The organism is Pseudomonas abyssi (genome assembly GCF_003444685.1).
Lineage (GTDB): Bacteria > Pseudomonadota > Gammaproteobacteria > Pseudomonadales > Pseudomonadaceae > Halopseudomonas > Halopseudomonas abyssi.
Genome location: NZ_LMAZ01000001.1, coordinates 882,651 through 895,562 on the forward strand (window position 1 = coordinate 882,651; position 12,912 = coordinate 895,562).

At 57.7% G+C, this 12,912-nt stretch carries 11 protein-coding genes; 8 read left to right on the forward strand and 3 right to left on the reverse strand.

The window, feature by feature from the left end; genetic code table 11:
- Positions 1–52 precede the first annotated feature (52 nt).
- The 4 genes from ASB58_RS04145 to ASB58_RS19830 all read left to right on the forward strand — a co-directional run bounded on the left by ASB58_RS04145 (position 53) and on the right by ASB58_RS19830 (position 2,308).
- Complete coding sequence (locus ASB58_RS04145) at positions 53–769, forward strand: SDR family NAD(P)-dependent oxidoreductase (protein WP_118129437.1); 717 nt, start codon at positions 53–55, stop codon at positions 767–769.
- 115 nt (positions 770–884) lie between these two features.
- On the forward strand, positions 885–1,487 hold the full coding sequence (locus tag ASB58_RS04150) for a DUF4272 domain-containing protein (protein WP_118129438.1): 603 nt from the start codon (positions 885–887) through the stop codon (positions 1,485–1,487).
- 95 nt (positions 1,488–1,582) lie between these two features.
- A complete protein-coding gene (locus ASB58_RS19825; RefSeq protein ID WP_147336789.1) occupies positions 1,583–1,819 on the forward strand; it encodes a hypothetical protein in 237 nt (78 codons plus the stop codon).
- A 42-nt stretch (positions 1,820–1,861) separates the two neighbouring features.
- The gene (locus ASB58_RS19830) at positions 1,862–2,308 is read left to right on the forward strand and encodes a hypothetical protein (RefSeq protein ID WP_147336790.1); all 447 of its coding nucleotides are present in this window, start codon (positions 1,862–1,864) and stop codon (positions 2,306–2,308) included.
- Between the two features lie 192 nt (positions 2,309–2,500).
- Here ASB58_RS19830 and ASB58_RS04155 read toward each other — a convergent pair whose 3' ends face one another.
- Together ASB58_RS04155 and ASB58_RS04160 are read right to left on the reverse strand one after the other, a co-directional pair.
- Positions 2,501–3,577: an ATP-binding protein gene (locus ASB58_RS04155; RefSeq protein ID WP_118129439.1), complete on the reverse strand. Its 1,077-nt coding sequence runs from the start codon at positions 3,575–3,577 to the stop codon at positions 2,501–2,503.
- A complete protein-coding gene (locus tag ASB58_RS04160) occupies positions 3,574–4,308 on the reverse strand; it encodes a response regulator (RefSeq protein ID WP_118129988.1) in 735 nt (244 codons plus the stop codon). Before ASB58_RS04160 ends, ASB58_RS04155 begins: the two co-directional genes overlap by 4 nt.
- 159 nt (positions 4,309–4,467) lie before the next feature.
- Between ASB58_RS04160 and ASB58_RS04165 the strand changes: the two genes are divergently transcribed.
- From ASB58_RS04165 to ASB58_RS04175, 3 genes are read left to right on the forward strand one after another with little or no spacing between them, the layout of a single operon-like run.
- Positions 4,468–5,622, forward strand: a complete 1,155-nt coding sequence (locus ASB58_RS04165; RefSeq protein WP_118129440.1) for an efflux RND transporter periplasmic adaptor subunit — start codon at positions 4,468–4,470, stop codon at positions 5,620–5,622.
- A gap of 16 nt (positions 5,623–5,638) precedes the next feature.
- Entirely contained in the window at positions 5,639–8,773 is a 3,135-nt protein-coding gene (locus tag ASB58_RS04170) for a multidrug efflux RND transporter permease subunit (protein WP_118129441.1), read from the forward strand.
- A complete protein-coding gene (locus ASB58_RS04175) occupies positions 8,770–10,209 on the forward strand; it encodes an efflux transporter outer membrane subunit (protein ID WP_235827213.1) in 1,440 nt (479 codons plus the stop codon). The genes ASB58_RS04170 and ASB58_RS04175 overlap by 4 nt, the downstream gene beginning before the upstream one ends.
- A gap of 57 nt (positions 10,210–10,266) precedes the next feature.
- On the opposite strand, the gene blaOXA is transcribed toward ASB58_RS04175, so the two are convergent.
- Positions 10,267–11,100: a class D beta-lactamase gene (gene blaOXA / locus ASB58_RS04180; RefSeq protein ID WP_118129442.1), complete on the reverse strand. Its 834-nt coding sequence runs from the start codon at positions 11,098–11,100 to the stop codon at positions 10,267–10,269.
- A gap of 143 nt (positions 11,101–11,243) precedes the next feature.
- Here blaOXA and ASB58_RS04185 point away from each other — a divergent pair, with 143 nt between their 5' ends.
- Entirely contained in the window at positions 11,244–12,830 is a 1,587-nt protein-coding gene (locus ASB58_RS04185; RefSeq protein WP_118129443.1) for a hypothetical protein, read from the forward strand.
- Positions 12,831–12,912: the final 82 nt, after the last annotated feature.

The following is a 12,912-nucleotide window of genomic DNA, read 5'->3' on the forward strand; positions in this document are numbered from 1 at the left end:
CGCTCCAAACTAGTCGCAAATGCGGACGTTAGGCAAAAAGGAGAGTTGGTTCATGAAGTTAATGGTCGTTGGGGCGAGTAAAGGTCTAGGTCGAGCTTTTGTAGAAGGGTTATGCACGGCTGGTGATAATGTTGTTGGTATTTCACGCCTGCGTCCGAAAGAGCTTAAGCTGCCTGATTTCGTTAGTCTTGATTGGATCGAAGCGGACCTAGGAACCCCTCTGGAGGCAGCCTTAGAGATTGAGCGGCAAGCTCCCCCGGAGCTGGATGTGCTGATATACAATCTGGGAGTCTGGGAAGAGACGGCTTTTACGGATGAGTACAAGTTTTTTGATGATTCTGATGAGAGCATTGTTGGGATGGTGAATATCAATATCACTGGAACCATACTGCTGCTAAAAAGGCTTATTCCCAAGCTTCTCAATTCCACTAATCCTCGATTGATTCTTACTGGTTCAACATCCGGGCTTCGCCAGAGTGGACGTCCGGAAGTTACGTTTGGCGCGTCAAAGTTTGCCCTGACAGGTATTGGTGACGCATTGAGAGAGGGTTTCCGAAAGGACGGTTTAGCGGTTACTTGTTTGCAGCTTGGCTACCTCAACACAGACGATGCTCTTTCTGTGCCATTGGATGAAGCCGCTCTCCGAGGTGACGGACAACTTGTACCCGTTCACGACGTAGTCAATGTTGTAAATGCCCTCATTAACATGTCTAGCGCATCTTACGTCCGTGAACTTGTGCTGCCTGCTATATATGATGAACGGTTTTGACGTCTGTTCAGCAGAAGCCTAACAATCGCAGTCACAGCGACGGCTTTTCCGCTGCGGCTTTGTCTTCACTACAAAGCCGCGCGTGCTGCGGGCGTTAAGTGAGAAGGAAGAAGTAATGTTCTGGAAGAAGAAAAAGAATGGTAATGTCGTTCACATAGAGCAAGAAGATGACTTCGAATTAAAACCTCGGGACTCTGCTGCAACATCACAAAGAGTGTTGGCTCTCCTTGCGGTTATCGGGCGTGTTCACGAAGACCCTCCTGAAAGAGTAACAAGCTGGGTTAGAGAAAATAGTATCGCCAAGTATTTTTCAAATGAAGAGTCGAAATATTTTTTTAAGACTGAAATTACGTTTCAAGAAAAACAAAATTTTAGCTGGAGAGCAGAGTCAGTAGTCTCGCTGATTTGGGCGCTAGGCGGGTTAGAGGAATTTCCAAACCTTGATGAGCAATTTGATATTTACGCGACTGAACTTGTAGTTAGAGCTATCAATGACCCTGAGAAGTTTCTGTTGAATGCAAGGCTAAGACCATTTGAGGAAATAGAAGAAAAGGAAAGCGACATGCATCATCAACACTGGAAAATTAGAGATGCTCAACTATTTCAAAAGACTATGCCTGATGAGCTAGATCCAGGGATAGTTTACGAAAGACGCTATGCTCTAAGCTGGCTCGTAGGTTACGGGGAGTGCTGGGATGACGTTCCAACAGATACTTAACAAGGCGCTCAAGTTCGTTCCGGCCTATGGCCTCCAGCGGACGCCCCTGTCAGGGCGCCGCTTAGCTTTGCGTTAAAGGTACGTAAGGCATAGCGATGGAGTTTACTGATCCAGAGGAAGAAAAATCTCGCGGTAGAATCGCGCTTTGGCTTGATCCCAGCGATATTGCATTCTTAGCAAACGAATGGCGAAAAATCCCCGATAATGCCCCCGAGTCGGTAAAAGAAGCATGGGCTCGTGTAGCCTTTCGGGCATCAACTGCACTGCACAAGGCTGGCGTAAGCTACTCGCCAGAGTTTCCGAGCGACGATGAGAAATACCGAAACCTTTAACAAATCAATGTTGGCGGACAATTTTCAGCGTTAGGCTTTCTTATGAATCCACTATGGAATGAATTTCCAAGAATCCCTTGGGGCTCTGCCGGTTGGAGAATGGGCTTCGGTGAGACCTATCTAAAGCAATGGAATGATTGGTATATAAATTTATCGTCATGTGAAAAAGAAAAATATGAAAGTAAATACCCTGAACCTCCAGAATGGGAAGGGTTTTACAACTATGTAAAAAAAGGAGAAAAACCTCCGAAAATTTTACGTGAAGAAAAACTAATGGCAGAAGCGGCAGTGCCGCCGCTTCCTGAAGAAATGGTAATTTCAGAAAAGTATAGGGTTATGTGGTGTATGCAACGCTATATGAAAAATGAATATTGGCCCCATGAAGAAACAGAAGAATACTTTAATAAATTGCTCTTTGTAGAGCCAAACGGGTTTAGGTGGTTCTTCTATTCACTAAAATCAGGCGGTTTTCGCTTCGAACGCGAGTAGGCCTAACAAGTGACTGTGGTGTCAATGCCTCAAATCAGGCTGTTTGTACAGATCAAGTATTCACCTAACACCGGTCCCCCCGCAGCTGGGCTGGCCTTTGCGTCGCGTGACTTCGCGGTTTGAAGGGTGCCCCGTACTGGACTCTACGCGTTGGGGCGTCCGCGAACAGTAGGCAGTCGATGTATCTGCTCGCTACCGCTCCAGTGCCTGCGCACCAATCGGCCAGGCCATCACGAATGCGCTACCTTGGCCCGCAGGCTGGCAAATCACATCGCCGCCATGGGCTTCGGCGATGGCTTTGACCACGGCCAGCCCGAGGCCGCTGCCGCCGCTTTGACGTGAGCGAGAGGGGTCGCCGCGGCGGAAGGCTTCGAAGATCGCCTCGGCCAGGGCGCTATCGATGCCGGGGCCGTCGTCTTCAACCGTTAGTTGGCAGAGGCCGTTCGCTTGCCGGAGGCTTACTCGCAGATTACCGGGTGTGGCGTGCTGCAGGGCGTTTTCCAGCAACCCCATGAGCGCCTGCCGGATGCGCACCGGGTCGCATTCCACCAGCAGGCTCGCATCCAGGTCACTGTGTAGTTGAAACCCTTTTTCGGTCAGCGGTGTGGTGAAGGCTTGCAGCACTGGGTTCAGTTCATCTGCCAGCCTGACTGACACCCGCTGAATATCCAGATGGCCATTTTCATTCAGGCTGAGTACGCGCAGGTCTTCGATCAGCCGACTGAGCCCCTCTACCTGGCGCAGCAAGCCTTCAAAAATGTCTTCACTGGGGGTGAATACCCCCTCGGCCAGACCCTGCAGGCGACCACGCAGGATGGTCACCGGTGTGCGCAGCTCGTGGGCGATGGCGGCACTCCAGAACGCGCGTTCGCGGGTCATGTGTTGCAGGCGCTCGGCCATGGTATTGAAGTCGCGTACCAGTTGCGCAGTCTCGCCCATGGTTTGCTCGTCAAGTGATGCGCGGGCATCAAGCTTGCCCTGGGCGACTTCACGCAGGCTGTGCGCCACTGAGTTGAGCGGGGTGATCAACCGCCGGGAAAGGCGAATGGCGACGAACACTGCCATGCTCAATGCGGCGATGATGGTGCAGCCGATCCAGATCATCTCGACCCGCGAGGGTATCCAGGTTTCGGAGATGCTGTCCGGCATGTAGGCCACGGCGATAGCGTAGAAGGCATACGAGCCGAATACGGCGATCACGATGATCCCCAGCGCCATGACGGCCAGGGACTGGATTATCTGCCGCCGCAGGCCCGGTGTCCGCTTCATGATTCGCTACCAAAGCGATAGCCCACGCCCCAGACACTTGCTGGTACACCTTGAATGTCGAGCGCTTCGAGCTTCTTGCGCAGCTTGCTGATGTGGCTGTCTACAGTCCTTTCCTGGGTATCCCCTTCGGGCAGGCAGTTGACCAGCAGCTCGGCGCGACTGAACGCCCGTTTGGGCGCTCGCATCAGGCAGGCGAGCAGCTTGAACTCGGTCAGCGTCAGCTCTAGTGGCTGCTGCTGGCCTTGGCGCTGAACGCTCGCTTGGTGATTGTCCAGGTCGATCTGAAACGGGCCGACCCGCAGCATCTGCGTTGCTGCTGGTGCCCTGGAGCGGGTGCGGCGTAGTACGGCTTCTACCCGCGCTACAACTTCGGTCGGGTTGAACGGTTTGACCACGTAGTCGTCTGCCCCCAGCCGCAGGCCCATGACCTTGTCAATGTCCTGGTCGAGTGCGGTGAGCATGATGACCGGCGTGTCTGCACTGGAGCGGAGTTCACTGAGGACTTTCCAACCATCCAGACGGGGCATCTGGACATCGAGCAGCAGCAGATCGGGTTTGAGTGCCCGGTGCATGGCCAGGGCTTCGTGGCCATCTTTGGCGTGCTGTGTGCGCAGGCCACTGCGTTGCAAATAAGCCACGAGGATGTCGGCGATTTCGGCTTCGTCCTCTGCGATCAGTACCAGCGCTGGCAGCAGGGAATCAGGACGTACGCTCTCGATCAGATCAGACATGGTCAGGCTCGCAAGCAAAGAGGCGAAAGTATATCGCCCCCTCCACACCATCTCCACATAGCCTCGAATCATTCGCAACAGAGCACCATCAGAATTCACCTGGGTCAGCCCCGAACGTTATCCGGTTGGGGCTCGGGTATTCAGTGAAGGGGAAGGGTTATGGGGATCAAACAGCGGCGTCTCGGGTGTCTGTTGGCGGGGCTCGCGGCTTTGGGGCTCGCTGGCTGCGATGCGCCACCGCAGGACGAGCAGGGGCCCGCGCCAGTCCAGGTATCGGTGATGACCTTGGAGCCGCAGGTGATGTCGGTCAGCGAGGTGCTGCCGGCCCGAGTGGCAGCCGTGCGCAGCGCCGAGATTCGTGCGCAGGTCAGCGGTATCGTTCAGCACCGGCTGTTTGAGCAGGGCGCCGAAATTGACGCCGGCACCACGCTATTCCAGATCAACCCGGCTCCCTTCAGGGCCGAGGTCGACAGTGCCGCAGCAGCCCTGCAGCGCGCTGAAGCGGTACTTGCTCGAGCCCGTCTGCAAACCCGGCGCCTCGCGCCTCTGATGGAAGCCGAGGCGATCAGCCGTCAACTCTATGATGATGCGGTGGCACAGCGCGACCAGGCCGCTGCCGATGTGGCGCAGGCCAGAGCCACGTTGAGCCGACGCAAGCTCGATCTGGCGTTCGCCAGTGTCGAGGCGCCGATTGCGGGGCGTATCGACCAGGCTCTGGTCAGTGAGGGGGCGCTGGTTTCGCCGACCGATGCTGCCCCCATGGCACGGATTCAGCAGATTGACCAGGTCTATGTCGATGTGCGCCAGTCGGCTTCGGTTCTGGAGGTGCTGCGACGTCAAGCCAGCTCAGCGGCACCGGACATGGTGGTGGAGGTTCTGGGGAGCGATGGCAGCCCACTCGGCATGCAGGGCCACATTCTGTTTTCAGGTATTGAGGTAGACGCCGGTACCGGTGATGTGTTGCTGCGGGTCCTGGTCGACAATCCGCAGCGCCGTCTGCTGCCCGGCCTGTACGTGCAGGCGCGGGTGCCGCGCGCGCATTACAGCGATGCGCTCAGTGTGCCCCAGCAGGCGGTGACGCGCATTGCTGGTCAGGCCAGCGTGTGGGTGGTGGATGCTCAGGGACAGGTGCAGCAGGTGCCCATTGAAGTCGGTGAGCTGGTCGAGCGCCGTTATCGCGTGGTGTCAGGGCTTGCCGCTGGCCAGCAGGTGGTCATTGAGGGTATCGAGCGTCTGAGCCCGGCAGTGCACGTCGCCGCACGCCCGTGGCAGCCCGCTGTGCGGAGCGCACAGCACAGTGCCGCAGCGCACTGAGTCCGGAGAAGTCGACATGCCTCAGTTTTTTATTGATCGCCCGGTGTTCGCCTGGGTCATCGCGCTGTTTATCGTGCTGATTGGCGTTATTGCCATCCCGCAGTTGCCGATTGCCCGCTACCCATCGGTTGCGCCACCTTCGGTGAGCCTCTATGCCTCCTATCCCGGTGCAACACCGCAGACGCTCAACGACTCGGTGATCAGTCTGGTAGAGCGCGAACTGTCCGGGGTGAAGAACCTGCTGTACTTTGAGTCCTCGGCAGATACCTCGGGTAGTGCGCAGATCACGGCCACCTTCAAGCCGGGCACCGACCCTGAGCTGGCTCAGGTAGACGTGCAGAACCGCATCAAGGCCGTCGAGCCGCGGTTGCCGCAGGCCGTTCGGCAAAACGGCCTGCAGGTGGAGTCGGCCGCGTCCAGCTTTCTGATGATTGTTGGCATGACGTCGCCCAACGGTCAGTTTGATGAAGTCGCGCTGAATGACTACTTCGCACGCAATCTTGTCGAGGAACTGCGCCGTATCGACGGGGTAGGGCGTGTGCAAATGTTCGGTGCCGAGCAGGCCATGCGTATTTGGGTTGACCCGAACAAGCTCACGGCGTTTGGGCTGACGATGAGCGAACTGGCTCTGGCCATTGAGCAGCAGAACGCGCAGATTGCCCCTGGCCGGATTGGCGACGAGCCAGCGCTGCCGGGCCAGCGTCTGACCGTTCCGTTGACGGTGCAGGGGCAGTTGACGACGCCTGAGGCGTTCGCTGCCATCGTCCTGCGCGCCGGTGCTGATGGCGCGAAGGTCACCCTCGGCGATGTTGCCCGGGTCGAGCTGGGCGCCCAGTCCTACGGCTTTTCCAACCGCGAGAATGGCGTGGCCGCCACCAGCGCCGCGATTCAGCTCTCGCCCGGGGCCAATGCCGTGCGCACCGCCTCAAAGGTGCGTGAGCGCCTGGCCGAGCTGGCACCCAGTATTCCGGCGGGTATGGCCTATTCGGTGCCGTTCGACACGGCGCCCTTCGTCAAGGTGTCGATTGAGAAGGTGATCTACACCCTGTTCGAGGCGATGGCGCTGGTGTTCCTGGTGATGTTCCTGTTCCTGCAGAACCTGCGCTACACGTTGATCCCGGCGATCGTCGCGCCCATTGCGCTGCTTGGTACCTTTGCGGTGATGCTGCTGGCCGGTTTTTCGATCAACTCGCTGACTATGTTCGGCATGGTGCTGGCGATTGGCATCATCGTTGATGACGCCATCGTGGTGGTGGAGAACGTCGAGCGGCTGATGGCCAAGCACGGTTTGTCGCCGAAGGAAGCAACCCGCCGGGCGATGCGGGAAATCACCGGCGCGATCATCGGCATTACCTTGGTGTTGACTGCTGTGTTTATCCCCATGGCTTTTGGCAGCGGCTCGGTCGGGGTGATCTACCAGCAGTTCACCCTGTCGATGGCGGTGTCGATCCTGTTCTCGGCCTTCCTGGCCCTGACTCTGACGCCGGCGCTGTGCGCCACGCTGCTACGTCCGGTCAGCGCCGATCATCATCACAAGGGTGGCTTCTTCGGCGCCTTCAACCGGGGCTTTGAGCGCCTCACTGAAAATTACGGCGCCCGGGTGGCACGGCTGGTCGGGCGCAGCGGGCGGATGATGGCGGCGTTTGCAGTGCTCTGCGCGGTGCTGGTTCTCGCCGCTCAGCAGCTGCCGTCTTCGTTCCTGCCGGAGGAGGATCAGGGCTACTTCATGACCTCCATTCAGTTGCCGACCGGCGCTACCAGCGAGCGCACGCTGGAGCTGGTAAAAACCTTTGAAGCCCACGTGGCTTCGCGGCCGGCGCTGGATGCAAACATGGTGGTTCTGGGCTTCAGTTTTGCGGGGTCCGGACCCAATGCGGCAATGGCGTTTACCATGCTCAAGGATTGGGACGAGCGCGATGGTGCAACGGCGGCTGAAGAGGCAGAGCTGGCCCAGCAGGCCATGTCAGACAGCGTTGAAGGCACGGTGATGAGCCTGATGCCGCCGGCCATCGACGAGTTGGGAACGTCCTCCGGCTTCACCCTGTTCCTGCAGGATCGCGCCAATCGAGGCGAGGCTGCGCTGCTGGGGGCTCAGGCGCAATTGCTGGAGCTGGCCGCGCAGAGCAGTCTGGTCAGTGATGTGTACCCCGATGGTTTGCCGCCTGGCGAGAGCATCCGCCTGGAGATTGATCGACAGAAGGCAGAAGCGATGGGGCTGTCCTTCAGTGCGGTGAGCAGCACGCTATCGGCGGCCATGGGCTCGCTGTACGTCAATGATTTCCCCAATGCCGGGCGCATGCAGCAAGTCATCCTCCAGGCCGACGCGGCAGCGCGCATGCAGCTGGATGATGTGCTCGGCCTGCGTGTGCGCAATGTCACCGGCGGTATGGTGCCGCTGCGCGAGGTGGTTACCCCGGAGTGGAGCGAGTCGCCGCAGCAGATGATGCGCTTCCAGGGCTTCCCGGCAGTGCGCATATCTGGCGGCGCCGCTCCCGGGGTGTCCAGTGGTGTGGCAATGGCCGAGATGGAACGGCTGGTTAAACAGCTGCCGCAGGGGTTTGCGGTCGCCTGGACGGGGCAGTCTTTGCAGGAGCGCCAGTCGGCCGCGCAGGCGCCGCTGCTGATGCTGCTGTCAGCGCTCGTGGTGTTTCTGGTGCTGGCGGCACTCTACGAGAGCTGGAGTATTCCGCTGTCGGTGATGCTGGTAGTGCCGCTTGGCCTGCTCGGCGCGGTGGCGGCGGTGATGCTGCGAGGGATGCCTAACGATGTGTTCTTCAAGGTCGGGATGATCACCATCATTGGTCTGTCGGCGAAGAATGCCATCCTGATTGTCGAGTTTGCCCGTCAGCTGCATACCCAGGGGCACACGCTGATCGACGCGGCAGTGACCGCTGCCCGTCTGCGGCTGCGGCCGATCCTGATGACTTCGCTGGCCTTTACCCTTGGCGTGGTGCCGCTGATGCTTGCCAGTGGCGCGAGTGCAGAAACCCAGCACGCCATTGGCACCGGTGTGTTTGGCGGCATGCTCAGCGGCACGGTGTTGGCGGTGTTCTTTGTACCGGCGTTCTTCGTTTTCGTCATCGGCGCTCAGGAGCGCTTCAGCGCCTGGCGTACCCAACGGTCGGTGGCTCCGATCAAGGAGAATTCATGATGCGTCTGCCAATCATCTTACCGCTGGTACTTTGCCTGTCAGCGTGCTCGCTGCAACCTGAGTTGCGGATGCCACCCGCACCGGTGCCAGCGCACTTCCCGGTAGAGAACCAGGCTTCAGGTTCGGGGCTACCGGCCAGTGCGCTTGGCTGGCGTGCGATGTTCGGCGATCCTCGTCTGCAGCGCCTGATCGAGCTGGCGCTGGAGAACAATCGTGACCTGCGTCTGGCTACCCTCAATGTTCAGGCAGCGCAATCCCAGGCTGATATAGCGGGTGCGGCGCGCCTGCCAGCGGTGGGACTGGAGGGAGAGCGCACGCGTGAACGCACGCTCGATAGCGGCAGCAATCGATCCGGCTCTGGTGCCGTGAGTCAGCACAACGGCTTGAATGTTGCGCTGAGCGCCTTTGAGCTGGACCTGTTTGGCCGTGTACGTTCGCTGTCCGATGCTGCATTGGCACGCTATCTGGCTAGCCAGCATGGGCGCGACGCTGCGCAGATCGCGCTGGTTGGCGCGGTAGCCGAGGCTTACTTTGCCCAGCGTCTGGCAGACGAGCAGGTGCAACTGGCCGAGCAGACCCAGGCAGACTGGAATCAGTCGTTGGCGCTGGCTCGCCTGCTCAAAAAGTCCGATCAGAGCAGCAGCCTGGATGTCGCTCAGGCCGAGAGTCAGGTGGCGTTGGCTGATGCTGATCTCGAAGCGGGACGCCGCAGGCTGCTCCTGGCGAACAATGCGCTGCAGCTGGTGCTGGGCAGCCCGTTGCCTGCCGACTTGCCGCCGGCACAGCCGTTGGAGCGCCAGCCGGTGATTGCGCGCCTGCCAGCCGGACTGCCAGCGGACCTTTTGCTGAACCGGCCGGACTTGCAGCAGGCCGAGCAGGTGTTGGTCGCCGCCAATGCCGATATCGGTGCAGCACGGGCTGCGTTCTTTCCGCAGATTTCGCTGACAGCATCGTTCGGTTACGCCAGCACCTCGCTCGGCGACCTTTTTGATCCGGCCTCTCAAGTCTGGCGCTTTGCTCCGCAGATCTCACAGCCGCTGTTTCAGGGTGGGCGCCTGCGCGCTGAACTGCGTCTGGCGGAGATACGCAAGTCCGAGGCCATCGCGCTTTACGAGCGGGCGGTTCAAAGTGCCTTCCGCGAAGTGGCTGATGCGCTGGCCGGAACGGCCAGTTTCGATCATCAGATTGAGGCTCAGCTACGTGCGGTCACGGCAGCCGAACACCGCCTGCATCTGTCCGACCTGCGCTACCGGGCAGGTCTGGATGGCCGTCTGGAGCTGCTCGACGCCCAGCGCCAATTGCAGGCCGCGCGGCAGTCCCTGCTGGCGCTGCGCGGCGCGGACATCGCCAACCGGGTAGCGCTTTACAAGTCCCTTGGCGGCGGCCTCTATGCGCGCGATGCCCAAGAGAATGTCGCTATCAACGCCGCTCGGTAGGTTCAAAAAAACGAGTTGGTCTAGGCGCGTTTGTGTTGGGGCACCCGCGCCGAAAGCTTACATTAATGACAGGCTTTCAAACGCTTCCTTGGTGATCGCCAAGCGTTTTGCCGTATCGCCTTGCTGTTCAAGGTCGATGTTCATTGCATAGAAATAAACGTCTTCCCCGCGTTCTAAATAGCCTACCAGCCAACCCAACTGAGGCTGGTCGGTTTCGCTAAATCCGACCCAGCCTGTTTTCCCGCTCAGGCGGTATTGAGGTGTCTCTTCAAGGATCAGCATCTGTTTTACGGCATTAACATTGGCTTCCGACGCGCCTAGCTCCCCTTGGTAAAAACGCTCGAGGAAGCCGATCTGTTGTTTAGCCGAAATGCGCAGATCACCGGTGAGCCAAAATTGGTCAATGCCTCCAGAAATGTCTCGGTTTCCATAATCAAACTGATCTACATACGACTGCATGCGTTCTTGGCCAACCCGGCGCGCTATTTCCTGGAAATACCACACCACGGAATGTTGCAACGCGGTATGCAGCGTGTGGCTTTCTGTCCAGCTAGCAGGCCACCACGATGCACGCGGGTCTTTATCACTATCCCAGTCAAGCTGGAATTCGGGCCCACTCGCAACCTGAGTTTCCAGAGCGATTAAGCTGTTGGGAATTTTGAATGTCGATGCGGGTAGGTATTGAGTGTTGGCTCTATCCTCATCGTGATAGACCCACAGGTTTTGCTTGGGGTCGAAAAGAACGAAGGTGCCTTGCACATCATGTGCTTCAAAAAGGCTGTCCAGGTGAGAGCCACTTTCTTGTGTTAGGGGTGTTTGAGCGTACCCAACAGATGTCATGCAGAGACTGAGAGCAGCAAAAACGCCGCCGGCGATTCGAGCGAGTTTCATGTTTATTCCATTAACTGTGATTGTCTGGTCATGCGAGAGCGTGTCGCGCGATGGAGAGTAAGGCGGTAGGAGCTGAATGGAAAAACAGGCTGATGTAACATCCGTAACCTGCTATTCATTTCTCTGTCTTAGGCCTTAGGTCCATGCTGGGTCCACCAATCAATATCGAAATTTCCCCTGCGCTGCGCGTTAATGAAACAGCGGCGCGCTACCAATCACTTTGGTTGCTCATTGCCATTTGCCATGCATGTCGATCCGGAAAAATGAGCTTGCCTGTTCACATCGTGCGAGCGCGATTTCCTGGAAAGGCAAATTGGAGAATGTTGATATCCAGGGCGTTCAGCGACTTTGAGAGGTGGGGTGTCGATGTGGGGTGGGGCCATGATGTTTCTCGTGATATTGCCTTGCTCGATCTTCGGCAGCGCAGCAAAGGCCCTTTTTGGGTTGATGCGGCAACCTTGTCGAGAGTTCGAGTTTTGGTGGATGGGGCAGAAATAGACCCGTTGTCCGTCGCCAGTTTCTTAGGGGAAGGGACTACTCACACGGTGGCCCAGCGCAACGTGGCCCGGCGCAACGTGGTGCCAAGCCGGGACGACGTGACGTACTGGGGCCACCTGGCTCAAGCGTTGCGCCTGACAAGAGACGGCTGCGTAGAACAATCCCATAACCAACTAAACGAACACTATGGTTTGGCTAAGGCCTCGGCCAAGACGGACTTCCAGAGAAACCTTGCCGTGCTGAAGGAGACGTTGGCGTGGCGCAAGATGGGCAACGAACATAAAAGCCATGAAACGCTCAACGATCTGGAGCAGCTGTTAGCGCTGCCCGATGAATGCAACGAAATGCCAACGCTCCACGCGATGGCCCATGTCGCGCGAGGATGGGATCTTTACAGCCGAGGCGATGTGCAGGCAGCTAATGTTGAGCTGGAAAAGTTTGCCTTTAATTCCAACCTGCAGCTGGTGATTCGCTATAACCCCAAGGTGCGTTTGGAGTACTTGAACCTTCGGGCACTGGTGAGCAAAGAGCGCGCTCTCAGTCAGAACCACCTGTCTTTAGAAGAACGACGCAGCGCGGCAGAAGACTCAATAAGCTCCCTTTCAGAAGCCTTACAGTCTGCTTATGAGGCGGATTCGATAGAGGCGGCGCAGGACGTGGCCGCCAACATTGGCTTTTCAAGCTGGTTGTTCTGGAAAGGCAACTTGATCGATGTCGAGCGGGCGCAAACTGAGCACCTGAGTCAGCTGCAAGCGGTGAGCTGGATTAGTTTGTCAGAGTGGATTTGTGACCGTTTTGGCGTGGGAGGAAGCTCTGCATGGAATCTTATTTTTTTGCTTCGTGTCGCGCGAGGTAACTGCAATCACTTTCAACCTAAAGACGTGAAGACATTTCAAGCCCAGCAACCGCTTACGCTGGAAAGTGTATTCAGGGCTGCTCAGCCTTTTGATGTCGCTTTCTCTAAAGCCAAGGGTTTCACCGATTGGTCTAGCGCCGCCGCCTTCGCAATAGAAGAAAGTGATACTTCGCATGTGCAGTATCCGCTCTTGCAGGTCGCCAATTTGCTGCTTGAGGCGGCTTGGTATTCGACTTATGAAAAGGGGTTGTGCTCCGAAGCATACAACGCAGTCGAGCGTCTTGAAGGCATCGTAGATAAGCTGCAAGCCAAGCACAGGCGTTTTTTTCGCGAGAGTCTGGATCTTTTGCCTGCCGAGCTGCGTAACCTAATCTGACAACGGGCAAGTGCTCCGCTAACACTAGATATCGGTAGGCAAGGACTGCAGGGCAAGAGTCAGCTCAGGTGGCAATTAGGAC